A 15,987-nucleotide genomic window follows, 5' to 3' on the forward strand; every position below is an offset into this window, starting at 1 on the left:
GTCAACCCTTTCCCGAAAGGCCTTGTGGGCGCATGGCCAACACAAGGAGGAATACGAGATGGCCCGCCAGCACGCCGAAGCCGGGGTTGATGCGAAAGCCGATCGCTTGCGTAATCCCAAGCACCATCGAGCCGAGGAAGGCGCCCCAGATGGAGCCCATGCCGCCGATGATGACTGCCTCGAAGGCATAGATAAGCTGCGCGCCACCATCGGCAGGGGCCACGGTTGACCGCAGCGACTGGAACACGGCCGCAAAACCCAGGATGCCTACCGCGATGGCGGTGGCGAAAGCATAGACGCCCTTCGGATTGATGCCGGTCATCGCCGCCGCCTCCACATCCGCGGAAGCGGCGCGCAGCGAGCGGCCAAAGCGCGTGCGCTTCAGCATCAGATCCAAACCCCAGGTGAGGCCGGTAGCGAACACCAGGACTATGATGGGCAGAAGACCGACATAGATGCCACCGATCTCCACCGAGCGGCTTTCGAGCCCTCCGCCCGGCAACGAGCGACTGTTGGCCGACCAGATCTGCAGCATCAGGTTCTGCAGCGCCAACGACAGGCCGAACGTGGCGATCAGCGACGGCAGAGGATCGTCACCCACGACCTTGTTCAGCAGCGCCTTCTGCAAAAGCCAGCCCATCGCAACAGCTAGCGGCACGAGTGCAGCCATCACGGTGAACGGCCCCAATCCCCAGGCGCCGGCTATCGAGATACCGATCAGCGAGAGCAGGATGACCAGATCGCCATGGCTGACATTGACGATGCGCATCACGCCGAACATCAACGCCATGCCGAGCGCGTATTGCGCGTACATGCCGCCCAGCAGGACGCCTTGGATGAGCGCATCAAGCCACTGCATGACTGGCTCCGAAGTAAGCTTGGCTGATCTGCTCGCGCGTCACGTCGCGGGATCGGCCGGTCAGTGTCACGCGGCCTTCGAGCACGCAGTAGAGGCGGTCGGTCGCCGTCTGGGCGAGGCCGACATCCTGTTCAACCACGACCATCGCCGTGCCCTGGTTGCGAATTTCGGGGAGCACCGCGTAAATCTCACGGATCACCTTCGGCGCGAGTCCGAGACTGATCTCGTCGCAGAGCAGAATCCGCGGCTGGCAGAGCAGTGCGCGGCCTATGGCGACCATCTGCTGCTGACCGCCGGAAAGGCTTTGCACCGGCGTGCGGGCCTTTTCCTTCAGAATGGGAAACAGCGTGTGCAGCCGTGCCAGCGACCAGCCCCCGGTGCGGCCGAGATATTCGGCGCGATCGATGGCGACACGCAGATTGTCTTCCACCGTCATGCCGTTGAACAGGCGACGACCCTCGGGCACGATGGCGATGCCTTTCTGCACCATGCGGTCCGTGGGCGTGCCGCCGATTGGCTGGCCGTCGAGGCGCACCATGTCAGGCGCCACCGGCAACAGGCCCATTATGGCACGCAGAAAGGTAGATTTGCCCGCGCCGTTGGCACCGATCAACGCAACCGCCTCCCCCTCGCCCACCTCGGCGTCGATGCCATAGAGAGCCTGGAAATCGCCATATCGCGCCACCAGGCCGTGTGTGGAGAGAGCAGCGCTCATGTCTCGATCCCCATATAGACTCGCCGCACCTCGGGGTTCGCGATCACCGCGTCCGGTAACCCCTCGGCGATCTTCTCGCCGAAGTTCAGCACCATCAGCCGGTCTGCTACGGCCAGGAGCGCGTGAAGCACGTGCTCGATCCAGATGATGGTGATGCCGCGGTCGCGAATGCGCCGCACCAGCGCGACCAGGTCCTTCGACTCTTCGTCGGTCAGGCCGCCAGCGATCTCATCCAGAAGGAGAAGCTTTGGATCGGAGGCCAGGGCGCGGGCGAGTTCGAGCCGTTTGCGATCGAGAAGCGTAAGGGCGCCCGCCTGCCTGTTCGCCTTTTCCCAGAGTTCGCATTCGCGCAAGACGTCGGCGCAGAAGGCGTAGCTTTCCTGCTCCGATTTGCCGGCGCCAAATGTCGAAGCGACAAGCAGGTTCTCGAAAGTTGTCATGCCTGAATAGGGGCGTGGAATCTGGTAGGTGCGGCCGATGCCCATCTTGCAGCGACGGAAGGGCGGTTCGCCCTTCAGCGTCTCTCCGCCCAGGCGGATCTCGCCGCCTGAGCTCTTCAGATCGCCGCTGATCATGTTGAACAGCGTCGTCTTGCCTGCCCCGTTGGGGCCAAGGATGCCGAGCAGTTCGCCGCGATAGACATCGAAGCTTACCGCATGGAGGACCCGCACCGCGCCGAAGCTTTTCGACACGTCGCTGGCGCGAAGCAAGATTTCGCGGTTCATCCCGGGCTACACCGTTGCAAAGTTCACCAGCCGATCGCGACGATCTTCTGTTCGGGCTCGAACAGCTTGTTAACCGTGTTGTCGACGATCTTCAGGTCGTACATCCACTTCTCGCCCTTGACCCACTGCCCACCGAAGATCGGCGTCGTGGAGACGTTCTTGTGCGGTTTGCCGGCAAACTTGATCGGCCCCACGACGGTGTTGATGTCGGTCGCGGCCAGCGAAACGCGGTTGGCCTCGCGGTCGAGCGGGTCAGTCGACCGCTTCAGGACGTCGATCACCACCTCGAGGAGCGCATGGGAATAGCCCAAAGGCTGTGTCCACTGCCGCTTCTGATCCTTCTCCCACTGGTCTGCCAGATCGCGGCTGACCTGCCCGGTCAGCGTCGACGGGAACGGGAAGGCCGGCGTCCACCATACCTCGGACGACATGCCGTTGCCGAGCGGACCCATCGCTTCCACGCCACTGGGAAACAGCAGCGCAGCGGCAACGGTGACTGCCTTGGGCTTGAAGCCCTGCTGGTTGCACTGGGTGACGAAGGTCTTCAGGTCGTCCGGATAGGTGATGCCCCCGACGATCTCGCAATTGTTCTTCTTGAATTCGGCGATCTGGGCCGAGAAGTCATTGGTCCGCGGCTGGAAGTAGCCGGGGATCGTCACATCGTAGCCCGCTTTCTTGGTCGGCACCGGCAGGCCGTATTGGTCGTTGCCCCAGGTCTCGCCGTCGATGTTCTGCGGGAACAGCATGCCGACCTTCTTGTTTGTGTCGAGCCCGTTCCACAGGCCGACGAAGGTGTTCAGCGCCTCGTCGAGGCCCCAGAAGAAGTGATAGGTCCAGCTGAACTCGCCGCCGCCGCGCGGCATGATGACCGCCTGCCATGGCGCACCCGCCGAGACGCAGGGCGTTTCGTTAAGCTCCGACTGTTCCATGACCGGAAGGATCGTATCTGTCGTGGAGGCAGGAGCCATCAGATGCACCTCCTCGTTCAGGATCAGATCGCCGGCAATTTCCGCGGCCTTATTGGGGTTCGATTGAGTGTCGCGCTCCAGGATTTCGATCTCGTAGGTATTTCCGTTGGCGCAGGTCAGCTTGCCGCCGAGGAATTGCCTGATCTTCTGGACGGTGTAGCCGTCCGTCTCGCCAAACAGGCCAAGCGGCCCGGTGGCGGGTGTCAGGTAGCCAACCTTGATCTTTCCTGCGGTCTGCGCGCGCAGATAGGTCGGCATGCCGACGGTGCTCGCCACGACGCCCGCACCCAACCCGCGCAACACGGTGCGACGGCTGATGCCTGCCTTCACCAACTTATTATAGTAGGTCATCACATTTCCTCCCTTGTGTTGACCGTCCGCCCCGCGTTCCTCCCGCTTCGGGCATTCGGATGAAAATCTCACGTCATGCGATTGAGCGAACCGCCGTCGATGACGATCAGCGAGCCGGTGAAATAGGCACCAGCAGGTGACGCCAGCAGCAGCGCCAGGCCCTTGATGTCTTCGACGTCGCCGATGCGGCCGATGAGCGACTGGCTTTCGAAGGCGGCGCGGTCGGCCTTGTTGCGCAGACGGCCGCCGGCAATGTTGGTGATGAAAGGCCCCGGCAGGATCGCGTTGACACGAATGCCGTATGCGCCGAGTTCCATCGCCATGTGACGCACGAAATGGTTCACCGCTGCCTTGGCAGGCATATAGCTGGTGCCGACGATGCTCTCGCAGATTTCCGAGGCGATGGAAGAGGTTACAATGATTTCGCCGCCGCCCTTCGGCTTCATGTGCCGCACCGAATTCTTCACCGTGGTGTAGACTGAGGTGAGGTTGATCTCGATGCCACGGTCCCACTGCTCGTCGGGAATGTTCTCGATGGCGCCTTCGGGGTTGCGTTCGCCGGTCGGCGTGTTGAAGCCCGGGCCAGGGTCGATACCGGCATTGGCGAAGACGGTGTCGATACGGCCGTGCTTTGCAGCCACCGTGTCGAACGCCTCGGCCATGGCAGGGCGGTCGCCGACATCGACCACCCGCCCCCAGACATCGCCGCCGCCGGCGACCAGATCGGCTACAGTCTTCTCCAACCCGACCGGATCGAGATCGAGGATGCACACCCGCGCACCTTGCTGAGCCATGATCTCGGCATAGGCGCGGCCGATGCCGCTGGCACCGCCAGTGACGATCACCGACTTGCCGCGCACGTCGAACATTGCCTCAAGGCTTGGCATTGTTTCCTCCCAGCCAATGCTATCCGAAAGTCCGCGCACCCTTGGTGGCGGGCAGCAGCCCTCAGCCCCGGAACAGGCCCAGGCGTAATGGCGCATGTCTTCGGAAAGGCTCCAGATACCTCCCAGCAGATGGAGCCGATTGAGAAGCATAACGCTTCGTGTTCGCCTGCAAGTCAAATGCGGAAAGCACACCTTTATATATCATTCGGGCATATTTTCCGGCGATCCCAGGCACAGATTATGTGCGGCCGAGCATGCCTGCCGCACACGACATCAGGAGAGCGCCTCCATTTTGCCGCCGGTGGGAATCTCGGGCGCCGCGCCGTTCTCGACGATGACGAGGTCGTAGCCGCCCTCCTTCTTGCGCCACTGGCCTCCGGTCAGCGGTGTCTTGCAGACATTCTTCGCGGCAAAAGGCGGCACGTTCACGCCGTTCCACGCTACCTTGCCGACCACGGTCGCCATATCCGTCGCTGCGACGGCTGCCGCCACGGCGTCGCCGTCCGACGGGTCGCTGACGCGGCCCATGACATTGGCCGCGACCTCGAAAAGGGAATGAACGAAGCCGATTGGCTGCGTCCACGGGCGGCCCGATTTTGCAGTGAAATCCGCCGCCAGTTCGGCCGAGCTTTTGCCGGTCAGGCTGGACTTGAAGGGGTGCGACGGCGTCCACCACACCTCGGACGACAGATTGTGACCGGCCTCGCCGAGGGTTTCCACAGATTGCGGGAACAGCAATGCCTTCGCCACGGTCACCACCTTCGGCTTCAGGCCCTGCTGCCGCAGCTGGCTCCAGAAAGTGCCGAAGTCCGGCGGGATGAGGACACCGGTGATGATATCAGTGTTGGCAGCCTTGAAGGCATTGATCTGTGCCGAGAAATCGTCGGTGAGATTGTGGAAGCTGCCGGGGTTTGTCAGTGCGTAGCCCTGCTCCGCCAGGCCAGGGCGCAGGCCGCGGTCCGGATCGCCCCAGGCATTGCCGTCCGCGTCGTTCGGGAACAGGCCGCCCACCGCCTTGTTGGTCGAGAGCTGGTTCCACATCGCGGTGTAGACCTTGATGACGTCTTCCATGCCCCAGAAATAGTGGAAGGCATAGTCGAAGCTCTGCCAGCTCGAAGGATCGCCGGGGTTGCCCTGCTGGCCGATGAACCACGGCTGCCAGGGCGCCACGGTCGAGATGCAGGGCACGCCTTCACCCTCGCAGACACCGGCCACCGGATTGGTGGTTTCCGGCGTCGAGGCGACGAGCATCAGCTTCACCTCGTCCTTCAGGATCAGTTCCTTCGCCACCTCGGCGGCGCGGTTCGGGTTGGACTGGCTGTCCTTCACGACAACCTCGAAATTCGCGCCATGCTCCGAAGCCAGGAAGGCCGCAATGTTGTAGGCGTCGCTTTCCGCAAAGCCGGCGAGCGGGCCGGTTTGCGGCGAGACATAGCCGAGCTTGATTTTCGTACCCTGCGCGATGGCCGGCATGGCAAGGCCGGGCGCCGCGAGCGCCAGTCCCGTCGCCGCCGTTGACTGCATGAAAGTTCGTCTGGTGATCATGTTTTCCTCCCTGTTTCCGATCTGCCGGCCTTTACGGCCCTCTCTTCACGACAGGCGTTGCACGCGGCCTACCGGGCGGCCGCCATTCCGATGTTCTGTCCGCCGGCAAGGTCCGCCAGCACGCTGCGCATCATATCGATCTCGGCATCCGAAACCTCGTGTCCGCGCCCCGGAAAGAGGTCCGCCCGCAGCTTCGCCCTGCCCCGTCCAAGCTCGAGCGCCGCCTCTGCGAAAGCTGTCACGGGTATCCACGGATCGGCATCCGAACCCGTCAGATAGACGGGCAGGCCATTGCGAAGGCTGGCCGGCCGATCGTCTGACGCACGTCCCACCCGGCAGCCCGTGAAAGCGATGAGGGCATCGACGCCGGACAGTCCCGCAAAGGCATACTCAAGCGACAGGCAGGCTCCCTGCGAGAAACCGGCAAGCAATAGGGGCAGGCCCGGATACGCAGCCTTCGCTTCCTCGACGTCGGCCTCGAGCTGGTTGAGCGCGGCGCCCAGTGCAGCGCGGGTTCCCGACGTGAGCGGGTCGACCGCCTTGGCTGCGTACCATGCCCCTTTGGCCGCACGTGGCAACACGAAAGCAACGTCCGGCGCGTCGAGCCGCGCCAGAATGTGCGACTGCATTTCCTCCGGCGATTGGCCACGGCCGTGAACGATGACGCAGCTTGCTTGCGCCTTCGTCCTTGGCCCCAGATGCAGCGCGCCGGACACCATCAGGCGAACTCGGCTTCTTCCAGTCCAGCGCGCAGTTCCGCTTCGCGGTCCTTGAACCACGGCGGGAATACCAGCGTCTTGCCGATGGCGCCCGGAGGCTCGTCGCGCGCCCAACCTTCCGGCGTCGTCCAGGCGAGCTCGAACAGCGCGCCGCCCGGCGAACGGACATAGCAGGACTTGAAATAGTTCCTGTCTTTTTGCTCCGAGATGTCGGTGAAGCCGAGCCCCTCGATATGGGCCCGAAGCTTCATCTGGTTTTCCTCGTTGCCGGTGTTCAGTGCCAGGTGGTGGATGGTACCGCCTGAAAGTGTCCACGTGCCCTGAGGCGAGACACGGTCCTCGACGACCTCTACGCGCTGGATGACGCCGTTGTCGTCCGGCACGCGATAGACGGTTCCTTCATGCGTATCGGCCTCCTTCGTCAGAGGCAGCGCGATGGTCATGAAGTCGTCCATCGAGGTACGGTCGAAGCAGGCGACGAGACCACCGTAGATGCCCTTGATGCCATGCGCCTTGCCAATTCCTTGTGCCGCGTTGACGATGGGCTCACGCTTGTCGCTGTCGCTCTCCACCAGTTCGTGCGGGATGCCGCTCGGATGCGCGAAGGCGACGCGGTCTGCGCCGAAGCGCGTGATCTTCTCGGCCTTGATGCCCTTGCCGTTCAGCCTGTCTACCCAGAAGCTGGCCGCTCCCATCGGAATGGCCTGCATGATGGTACGTGACTGGTTCGTGCCGCGTCGGCCATAGACCCCGGGCTTGCGAAAGGGGAACGTGGTGATGATCGTCGAGGCGTCGCCGTTCGGTGAGCCATAGTAGAGGTGATAGACAGGGATCACCCCGTCGAACAGGACAGTCCGCTTCACGGAATGCAGGCCGAGGGTCTTCGTATAGAAATCGAAGTCCTCCTGGGCTCCGTCGGTGGACATTGTCAGATGATGATAGCCGCTGATCTGGTTCATGGTTTCCTCCGTTCGTTCAATCAGTCTCGCCGCGTGCGGCAGAGCACCAGTTCCTGTTCGAGGGATCGCCCCTGCGCGCCTCCATCGCAGGAGTCCGCGCTGAAATGGGCCAGGAGTTCGGGTTTAACCCCGAAAATCGCGTCACGTCCGATGGCAGGATCCGATATGTCGAATATATGCGTCGTCAGTGTCTCGTAGCCTTCGGCGGAGACGCGAAAGTGCAGATGCGCGGGCCGCTCCAGGGTGAGCCCGAGTGTCCTCATAAGTCGCCCGACAGGTCCGTCCGAAGGCAGCGCATAGCCGCGTGGCATCACCGTGCGAAACGCGAAGCAGCCGAGCGCATCGGGCACGAAACCTGCCGCGCAGATTGTTCTCCGGCTGACGGTCCGGTTCCTGGTTCTCGTCACTTCCCGTCGCCATTGGCCTGCCAGACCTCGACCAGCGCGCCGGCGAGCGGCTCTCCCGAAAGGCCGACCACTCGGCCCGAAACGCTGAGTGGCTCGCCCTTGCCATCACGCGAGATGTTGGCTCCGGCCGGCATTTCCGGCACGTCGGCGCGATAGAATGGACCAGCGATCGTGTTTGGCGTAGCGCCCGCCGGGCGGCGATGGTTCAGATCCTCGATGTGTGAGGACAGGCCCAGGACATCCGCCAGCAGCACCCATTCCTGGCGACGCGAATCGGCATAGTGGCCAACCTCGGTCAGAAAATCGGTCGCGGCATGGAATTCGGATGCGGTGAGGCCCAGTTCGTCGGCGAGGCGATTGAGGCTGGCGACCAAGGCACCCACCGTCTCGCTAAGGCGTGACGCAGGGCGTGTCGCAAGACGGGCGGCAAAATCCTCCGAAGCCATCTGGCCCGTCGCCGAAGTGCCGCCACGATGGAGCCTGTGCTGATTGCCGTCCATCCTCCCAAGGGCCTCCCAACCCTCGATCTTGGGATAGCATGCGGCTTGGCGGGTTAGGTTGAGATATTCGGCCAATAGTATAGCACTGTGCTATGAAGCTGAATGAACGCCACCTTATGCAGCTTGCGGCCGTGCTGGACGCGGGCGGTGTCTCTGAAGGCGCGGCAATGCTGGGCCTGACACAACCGGCGGTCAGTCGGTCGCTCGCCATGCTGGAGGCAAGGGTAGGCGAGCCGCTGTTCGTGAAGGGCCGCCGCCCGCTTCAGGCCACACCGCTGGGCATTCAGCTTGCTATACAGGGACGCAGCATCATCACCGCTTCCCGCCGCGCCTCCGACGCGGTGCAGGGCTTCGTGCGTGGCACAAAGGGGCTGGTGCGCGTGGGCGGCGTGCCCTTTTTCATGGACGCGATGATCAGCACCATGATCGGCACCTTCCAGAACCAGGAACCGGAAGTGACGATCGAGCAAAGCTACATGAATCAGCCCGAGATCGCGGCTGCTCTCGAGGCGAACCAGATTGACCTCGGCATCGTGCCCATCGGCGTCCTGAACCTTGGCAGCGGCTTCGAGTTCACCGAGATCCTGCCCGGCCGCAACATTGTTGCCTGCCGGCCCGACCACCCACTGATGCGCAAGCGCCCGCTCGAGGCGCAAGACCTGACCCGCTATCCGTGGGTGGGGCCGCTGCCGGGGTCGCCGCTGGCGTCCGACCTGCAGATGATCCTCATGTCCATCGGCATGTCCGACCTGCATATCCGCTATTCGGGCGGCTCGCTGATGAGCGTCGTGAATGTGCTGGTCGAAACGGAATCGCTGGCCGTGCTGCCTTTTTCGGTGGTGTTCGCACAGCGGCGGGAAAATCGCATCGCCGTGCTACCTTATGAGATTCCGCAGCCCAACCGCTCGCTCGGCATTTTGCGACGCGCAAACAGCGCACGCTCACCTGCGGCGGAGCGCTTTGCGGGGCACATCATCGCCGCGTTCGAAGAACTGAAGCACGTCATCCGCCGCCACGAGCGCGCCGTGGTGTGGGGCACGACCGCCAGTGAGAGGCAGCGGTGACGGGTTGGGTGTCGGTGCAGGCGCGGCGGGCTCAACGAGCGCTGGTTATCAGTAAGCGAAATTGCTCCGTCACCTCGGAATTTGCGGGACTACACCATCATATTGAGGTCGGACCGGCCTTCAACCGCAAAGGTCGAGAACTCCAAGTCGATCGCTCCGAGGTCGGGGTGGTGGAGGCGCTTGATGCCCTCGCGGGTGCCTGTGATCTCGTTGTCGTTCCACATTCACGCATAGCCTCGGAACTGGCTGGCCAGGAACAGCTCGAAGCGGGCGTCAACCTCGGTGTGGTTCGACTTCCGCAGGTGCACGACACGGTAAGGCAGGGCCTTATCTCGCCCTATATCGAGATGGCCCGCCAAAAAGGCGTCGTGGCCTATGTCGACGAAGGCGCCAACCGCTGGGCCGCGGGCCACGTGAACGATGTGGCCAGGCTCTACGTTCTGGCGCTGGATCGCGCCGAGCCTGGCGCCCGCTTCAATGCCGTAGCCGAAGAGGGCGTCGCGGCACTAGATATCGCCGAAGTTGTCGCTGCCGGCCTCGGGCTGCCCGCCGTCTCGATCCCGCAAGATGAGGCTGAAACTCATTTTGGCTGGTTCGCAATGTTCGCCTCGATGGACATCACGGCTTCCAGCACGCAGACGCGGAAAAAACTTGGCTGGGAACCGAACGGGCCCAGTCTGCTCGACGACCTCAGGGCCATGAACTATTCGATGCCCTAGGACTGAGCCTCATGTCACGCCCCGCCACGGGCCCAGCGCAACGTTCGATGACGACACGCTAGATTTGGCGTCGACCGTCCGGAGAACCATGAGTCGGTCAGGCCAGGTTCTCACTCGCAGTGTCCCAGACGGCAATCCGTAATCGTCACCCCCATGAGCAGAGAGCACAGTACACGCTTGACGTGATTGCGGCGGTATCAAACGTCGCCAGAACGGAGGCTGCAGTGACGGGACAGGCATCGACAACAACTCATTTGGCGAGCGCGATCCGACGGCGTCGCGCCGCCTTCCTGGCGGGAAGCATGCTGGCCTTCGTCTCGGCCGTCCCGGCTACGGCGCAGACCGCTGTACCCGCACGGTCAACGCAGCAATCTATCTCCGTGCCGGCGGGTAACGGGCACTCGGCGTCCGAACCGATAGATTTTGGTCCGGTGGTCGTCATTCGCGACTGAAAAGGCTGCCCAGCGAAGCCGGCCGGCCTCGACACCGGCACCATCGCACCGGAGGAGATCGCACTCCATCCTCGTCGAAATCGTCGTTGCGCGCCGGGCGTATTGAACCTTGCAATCGGGCCGGTTGTCCCCGAAGAGTTATGCGATCGATGCTGCGGCGATATTCTGCGAGCAACCGAGAAGGGTGACAGGTGACCGACCGAAAGATTCTTATTCCCAACCCCGACCATCCCATTTCGATTGTCTCCAATCCGAAGCGGGTGGTGGTTCGAGCTGGTGACATCGTCATAGCCGACACGCGCAATGCGTTGGAGCTGCGCGAGGCTTCATACCCGCCGGTCCAATATATCCCGCGCAGCGACGTTGACATGGTGCAGTTGACGAAGAGCAGTCACGCGACCTATTGCCCCTACAAAGGGGATGCTGGCTATTTCAGCATCGATCGTCTGGGCGAAGCTGGCGCGAACGCTGTCTGGACATATGAGGCGCCCTACCCTGCTGTCGCGGACATTTCGCAGCATGTGGCCTTCTATCCGGACAAGGTCTCGATCAGTATCGAACCGTAGCAGCCAGCATCAGGCCATTCGCATGCAGCCAATCTATCTCACCTATCTGAACCGGTTCGACATCGAGGCAGCAATGCTAAGCGACGCCGAGATCCTGACGGCAATCGAGGCCAGTCTCGCCATGCAGGGGCGCGGCGAAACGGTGATCGAGCCGCGCATGCATCTTGAGCCTCGCGCAGGCGTAGAGGGTCATTTCAACGTGCTGCGCGGCTGGATCGGCGGTGAGATCGATGCAGCCGGTGTCAAAGTCGTCGGCGACTTCGTAGATAATTACAAGCACGGAATGCCGTCGGAATTCGCCGTGCTCAACCTCTTCGATCCGCGCACAGGCAAGCCGACGGCCATTCTCGACGCCAGCGGCATTACCGACATGCGCACCGGCGCGGTGACCGCCATCGGCGCGAAATATCTGGCTCGCAAAGGTTCCAAGGTTCTCGGCCACATCGGTGCGCGTGGGACCGCTTACTGGAATGTGCGACTGCTCGATCATCTCTTCGATTTTGATGAGATACGCGTGCATTCGCGCCGGCCGGAAAGCCGCACCGGCTTCGCCGAGCGGCTGACGCGCGACCTCGGCAAACCTGTGATTGCCACCGACGATTGGCGCTCCTGCGTCGAGGGCGCCGACATTGTCGTCGAGGCGTCGCGGCTCAGCAAACCGGAGCCGATGCTGAAGACGGAATGGATAAAGCCCGGCGCGCTGGTCGTTCCCTATGGCACCATGAGCGCAGTGGAGCTGTCGCTCACCGACATCATGGCGAAACTGGTGGTCGACGATTGGGGCCAGTGCAAGGGTGGCAAGTTCGGCTCGCTGCGCGCCCACGTCGAAGCCGGCAAGCTGTCAGAGCAGACACTGCACGCCGAACTCGGACAGATCGTTGCCGGGGTGAAGCCTGGACGCCAGAGCGATGAGGAGACAAATCTGTTCTGGCATCGCGGCCTGTCGCTTTCGGACATCGCGCTCGGCCACGCTTTCCTTGCCAAGGCAGAGCAGCTCCGCATCGGGCATCGGTTGCGTTACGCCTGATGCGCCTCGCGCTTGGCGACCAGCCCGTAACTATCGCCGACGTCGTCACTGCGTCTGGAGGCGGCGCTGAGGTGACCGCGACGTCAGCCGCGCGCGAGCGAATGGTGCGAGCCCGTCACGTATTGGACGACTTCCTTGCGCGCGATATTCCGGTCTATGGCTTGAACACCGGCATGGGTGCGAACATCGGCCACCGTATCGAGCCGGCGCAGGCAGCTAGCATGCAACGCGCGCTTATTCTGCCTCGCGCCGCCGCGGTCGGCGAGCCGCTGCCGCTGGAAACATGCCGAGCCGTGCTGTTTTGCCGACTGGCCGGACTGGCGCAAGGAGGCGCGGGCGTTTCGCTGCCCGTCTTCGACCACCTCTGTGCCATGTTTGCAAAGGATGTCATACCTGCGATCCCGCGCCACGGCTCCATAGGCGCCAGCGATCTCGTCCAGACAATGCACCTTGCCGCCGCCGCGATCGGCGAAGGCCAAGTTTACTACGACGGCAAGGTTTTAGACGCGCGTTCGGCGCTGGCGAAGGCCGGACTGGCGATTCCGCAACTCGCTCCGAAGGATGGGCTTTCGGTCGGAAGCGCATCATCGGTAACCGTCGGGGCCGCCGCGCTTGCCGTCGATGCGCTCGACGGCCTCATCGCAACCCACACCGTTGCCGCCGCGCTGGCCTGCCAGGGATTCGGAGCCAATCCATATCTGTTTGAACACCGGGCGACGGCGGCGCGGCCGTCGGCCGGGCAGGTGCGGGCCGCCGCCCTTTTCCGCCATGTCCTGGACGGCAGCAACTTCTTCGAACGTGCCCCTCGGAAGGTGCAGGATGCCATCTCATTTCGCGGGTTGCAGCAGATCACTGGCACCGCGATCGCAGCCATCGACAATGCACGCGATGAGACAGAGGTAGAACTGAACGCCGCTGCCGACAATCCGCTGGTCTTCGGCGACACAGGCGAGATCATGCCATCCGCGAACTTTCTGACGGTCTCGCTGGCGCTTGCCTTTGACAACCTCGCAATTGCTCTCGCCCAACTGGGCACGGCCTCCGCCCAGCGTTCGATCAAGCTGATGACCGGACGGCTGTCCGGTTTGCCGAACTATCTTTCGCCTGTCGGCGGCGCATCCGCCGGATTCGTTCCGATGCAGAAGACGATCGGCGCGCTGCAGTCCGAAATCCGCCTGCGCGCGACGCCGGCGAGCCTCGATGCGCTCGTCGTTTCGGATATGGTCGAAGACATCGGCGCCAACAGCCTGCTCGCTGTCTCGAAGCTGACGGAGCAGATGGAGCCGCTGCGTTGGCTGGTGTCAATCGAAGCCATGCTGGCGGCACAGGCTGTCGACCTTAGGCGCGGCGGTGGTGAAACCGTGTCGCTGTCTGCCGCCTCGGCCGGACTTTACAAGACCGTGCGCGCGGCGACGCCTGTTCTCGAAGCCGATCGCGCGACTGGTCCCGATGTGCAGGCGGTGCATCGTCAGCTGTGGTCGCGATCCAGCGTGGCCGCGATGCGCGCCATCGCCTATGGCCGCAGCTGAAGCACGACGTCGCCAAAGGGCGTGATCTCAACCCTGATCACGCCAGGAGAGGTGATGGCCCGGCCCGGCAGATGCGCGCCTGTCAGAACCACCATTCCCGGCTCCAGGGCTTTGCCATCGCGAGCCAATGCGCTCACCAGCCAGTTCAGCGCCTCAAGCGGCTGCTGCGGGGCGGCGTTCCGCGCCTCGCCCGCAACCGTACCGTCTATGGACAGGCGTACGGCAGTGTCGGCGCTCGCGACGAATGGGACAGGGGTTCCCAACACCGCCCCCTCACTGTGAATGCGTTGCGCGACGGCCGCCGCCGCGCTCGGATCGTGGGCAAACGCGCCTCGTGCATCCATGATCTCGATCGCTGGCAACGCCTCGACGGCGTGCTCCAGATCCTTGACGCTGGTTGCCGTTTCAACTGGCGCGATGAGGCGCAGGGCGATCTCGGGCTCGATCACCAGATCGACAAATCCCGCCAGAGCCAACTCTGCGCCTGAGGCGTGAACCTGATCGGAAAAGAGAGGCGCATAGCATGACTCGCTCAGGCCATAATAATCCATCGAAGACCGGCGGTTGAAGGCGATCTTGTAGCCCACGATGCGCCGGCCCGGAGCGCCCTTGATCAGTTTGTCATTGACCTCCCGCTGCACTTCATAGGCGTGCGTCAGCCCTTTGATCTCGTCCTCACGCGGCGCGAAGGGCCGCAAGCCGACTATGTCGTCGACTATCCGCCGTGCCAGATCGCTCATGCCGGCGCGATTCCCAGATTGGCGCGCAGGGTCGCGCCTTCGTATGCGGTGCGAAACAGCCCGCGCCGCTGCAGTTCGGGAATGACCCGGTCGACGAAACTGGTCAACTCGCCAGGAAAATAGGCGGCCAGCACATTGAAGCCGTCGCACCCGCCGCCAAGGAACCAGGCTTCCATCTCGTCGGCGACGTCGCTCGCTGTTCCGACAAGTCGCCAATGGCCGCGCGCGCCGGCAAAATGCTGCGCCACCTGCCGGATGCTCAGGCCATCGCGACGCGACTGGTCTATGACCAGCTGCTGGCGGCTCTGCATTCCCTCGCCGACCTTGATGTCCGGCAGCGGCCCATCCAGCGGCAAGCCGTCGAGCGCATTGGTCGAGAGATAACTTGCAAGCAGCGCCAGCCCGACCTCGTCGGGGATCAATGCCTGCAACTCGTCGAATTTCTCCTGCGCCTCGGCGCGAGTTTCACCGACCACAGGCGAGACGCCGGGCAGTATCTTGATGGCTTCGGGACGGCGCCCCGCTCGCTCGGTCCGCGCCTTCACATCGTCATAGAACGACTTGGCGTCCTTCAGCGTCTGCGTCGCGACGAACACGACGTCCGCCGTGCGCGCGGCAAGATCGCGCCCCACATCGGACGAACCCGCCTGCACCATGACGGGCGCGCCTTGGGGCGATGCAGGAATTCCGAGGCCCTGCCGCACGGCGAAATTCTCACCCTGATGCTCCACCACCCCGAACCGTGAAGACGGCTCCCAGAGGCGGCTGACGACTTCGGCAAATTCTTTGGCGCGAACATAGCGGTCGCCATGGGCGCGCAGGCCTTGGGCGCCGAAATTCGCCGCCTCGATCTCGCTTGCAGAGGTCACCAGGTTCCAGCCGGCGCGACCGTCGCTGACGAGGTCCAGCGTGGCGAAGGCACGCGCCAAGGCATAGGGTTCGTTGTAGGATGTCGACGCTGTCGCCACCAGACCAATCGTGTGCGTGTTGGCGGCCAGCGCCGCCAGCAGGCTGATTGGCTCGAAACCGATCGACCGCGACGTCTGAGCCGCCAATTCCACCCGCGCCTCGCGTACGCCGGCGGCGTCTTCGAAGAAGATCAGATCGAAAAGTCCTCGCTCGGCAATCTGGGCAAGTTCGATCATATGTCCGACATTGACGCCCGCATCGGCGACGGCGTTTGGATGCCGCCACGCCGCGATGTGGTGACCGGTGGGCATCAGGAATGCACCGAGTTTCATCTGCCCGGCCATCG

General features: G+C 63.3%; 17 protein-coding genes and 1 pseudogene. 5 read left to right on the forward strand and 13 right to left on the reverse strand.

What is annotated here, in order from left to right:
- Nucleotide 1: 1 nt before the first annotated feature.
- The 10 genes from LRS09_RS05770 to LRS09_RS29975 form a co-directional block, all read right to left on the reverse strand.
- Nucleotides 2-859 (reverse strand): branched-chain amino acid ABC transporter permease, encoded by an 858-nt coding sequence (locus LRS09_RS05770; RefSeq protein WP_257804858.1) that lies wholly within the window; start codon nucleotides 857-859, stop codon nucleotides 2-4.
- Nucleotides 846-1,574, reverse strand: a complete 729-nt coding sequence (locus LRS09_RS05775; protein WP_257804859.1) for an ABC transporter ATP-binding protein — start codon at nucleotides 1,572-1,574, stop codon at nucleotides 846-848. Before LRS09_RS05775 ends, LRS09_RS05770 begins: the two co-directional genes overlap by 14 nt.
- On the reverse strand, nucleotides 1,571-2,299 hold the full coding sequence (locus tag LRS09_RS05780) for an ABC transporter ATP-binding protein (RefSeq protein ID WP_257804860.1): 729 nt from the start codon (nucleotides 2,297-2,299) through the stop codon (nucleotides 1,571-1,573). Before LRS09_RS05780 ends, LRS09_RS05775 begins: the two co-directional genes overlap by 4 nt.
- Nucleotides 2,300-2,322: 23 nt before the next feature.
- Nucleotides 2,323-3,618 carry an ABC transporter substrate-binding protein gene (locus LRS09_RS05785; RefSeq protein ID WP_257804861.1) on the reverse strand — a complete coding sequence of 432 codons (1,296 nt, stop codon included), beginning with the start codon at nucleotides 3,616-3,618 and terminating at the stop codon, nucleotides 2,323-2,325.
- A 68-nt stretch (nucleotides 3,619-3,686) separates the two neighbouring features.
- Entirely contained in the window at nucleotides 3,687-4,505 is an 819-nt protein-coding gene (locus tag LRS09_RS05790) for an SDR family NAD(P)-dependent oxidoreductase (RefSeq protein WP_257804862.1), read from the reverse strand.
- A gap of 273 nt (nucleotides 4,506-4,778) precedes the next feature.
- Nucleotides 4,779-6,050 carry an ABC transporter substrate-binding protein gene (locus tag LRS09_RS05795; RefSeq protein WP_257804863.1) on the reverse strand — a complete coding sequence of 424 codons (1,272 nt, stop codon included), beginning with the start codon at nucleotides 6,048-6,050 and terminating at the stop codon, nucleotides 4,779-4,781.
- 68 nt (nucleotides 6,051-6,118) lie between these two features.
- A complete protein-coding gene (locus LRS09_RS05800) occupies nucleotides 6,119-6,769 on the reverse strand; it encodes an alpha/beta hydrolase (protein ID WP_257804864.1) in 651 nt (216 codons plus the stop codon).
- The gene (locus tag LRS09_RS05805) at nucleotides 6,769-7,728 is read right to left on the reverse strand and encodes a VOC family protein (RefSeq protein ID WP_257804865.1); all 960 of its coding nucleotides are present in this window, start codon (nucleotides 7,726-7,728) and stop codon (nucleotides 6,769-6,771) included. Before LRS09_RS05805 ends, LRS09_RS05800 begins: the two co-directional genes overlap by 1 nt.
- A gap of 20 nt (nucleotides 7,729-7,748) precedes the next feature.
- Nucleotides 7,749-8,078 (reverse strand): hypothetical protein, encoded by a 330-nt coding sequence (locus tag LRS09_RS29970; RefSeq protein WP_308240282.1) that lies wholly within the window; start codon nucleotides 8,076-8,078, stop codon nucleotides 7,749-7,751.
- 53 nt (nucleotides 8,079-8,131) lie between these two features.
- Nucleotides 8,132-8,635 carry a dioxygenase gene (locus tag LRS09_RS29975; RefSeq protein ID WP_308240283.1) on the reverse strand — a complete coding sequence of 168 codons (504 nt, stop codon included), beginning with the start codon at nucleotides 8,633-8,635 and terminating at the stop codon, nucleotides 8,132-8,134.
- Nucleotides 8,636-8,727: 92 nt separating this feature from the next.
- On the opposite strand from LRS09_RS29975, the gene LRS09_RS05815 reads away from it, so the two are divergent.
- Nucleotides 8,728-9,699 (forward strand): LysR family transcriptional regulator, encoded by a 972-nt coding sequence (locus LRS09_RS05815; protein ID WP_257804866.1) that lies wholly within the window; start codon nucleotides 8,728-8,730, stop codon nucleotides 9,697-9,699.
- An 89-nt stretch (nucleotides 9,700-9,788) separates the two neighbouring features.
- On the opposite strand, the gene LRS09_RS05820 is transcribed toward LRS09_RS05815, so the two are convergent.
- Nucleotides 9,789-9,923 carry a hypothetical protein gene (locus LRS09_RS05820; protein WP_257804867.1) on the reverse strand — a complete coding sequence of 45 codons (135 nt, stop codon included), beginning with the start codon at nucleotides 9,921-9,923 and terminating at the stop codon, nucleotides 9,789-9,791.
- On the opposite strand from LRS09_RS05820, the pseudogene LRS09_RS05825 reads away from it, so the two are divergent.
- From LRS09_RS05825 to hutH, 4 genes and pseudogenes are all read left to right on the forward strand, one after another.
- Nucleotides 9,918-10,418 (forward strand): annotated as a pseudogene (locus tag LRS09_RS05825) (NAD-dependent dehydratase); the annotation flags it as partial. The gene LRS09_RS05820 and the pseudogene LRS09_RS05825 overlap by 6 nt on opposite strands.
- A 643-nt stretch (nucleotides 10,419-11,061) precedes the next feature.
- On the forward strand, nucleotides 11,062-11,436 hold the full coding sequence (locus LRS09_RS05830; protein ID WP_257804868.1) for a DUF427 domain-containing protein: 375 nt from the start codon (nucleotides 11,062-11,064) through the stop codon (nucleotides 11,434-11,436).
- Nucleotides 11,437-11,458: 22 nt separating this feature from the next.
- Nucleotides 11,459-12,463 carry an ornithine cyclodeaminase family protein gene (locus LRS09_RS05835; protein WP_257804869.1) on the forward strand — a complete coding sequence of 335 codons (1,005 nt, stop codon included), beginning with the start codon at nucleotides 11,459-11,461 and terminating at the stop codon, nucleotides 12,461-12,463.
- On the forward strand, nucleotides 12,463-13,992 hold the full coding sequence (gene hutH / locus LRS09_RS05840) for a histidine ammonia-lyase (RefSeq protein ID WP_257804870.1): 1,530 nt from the start codon (nucleotides 12,463-12,465) through the stop codon (nucleotides 13,990-13,992). The genes LRS09_RS05835 and hutH overlap by 1 nt, the downstream gene beginning before the upstream one ends.
- Here hutH and LRS09_RS05845 read toward each other — a convergent pair.
- Entirely contained in the window at nucleotides 13,977-14,732 is a 756-nt protein-coding gene (locus LRS09_RS05845) for a 2-keto-4-pentenoate hydratase (protein WP_257804871.1), read from the reverse strand. The two genes, hutH and LRS09_RS05845, sit on opposite strands and share 16 nt — an antisense overlap.
- Nucleotides 14,729-15,985: an LLM class flavin-dependent oxidoreductase gene (locus tag LRS09_RS05850; protein ID WP_257804872.1), complete on the reverse strand. Its 1,257-nt coding sequence runs from the start codon at nucleotides 15,983-15,985 to the stop codon at nucleotides 14,729-14,731. Before LRS09_RS05850 ends, LRS09_RS05845 begins: the two co-directional genes overlap by 4 nt.
- Between the last annotated feature and the right edge of the window lie 2 nt (nucleotides 15,986-15,987).

It is taken from the genome of Mesorhizobium sp. J428, from assembly GCF_024699925.1.
Classification (GTDB): Bacteria; Pseudomonadota; Alphaproteobacteria; order Rhizobiales; family Rhizobiaceae; genus Mesorhizobium_A.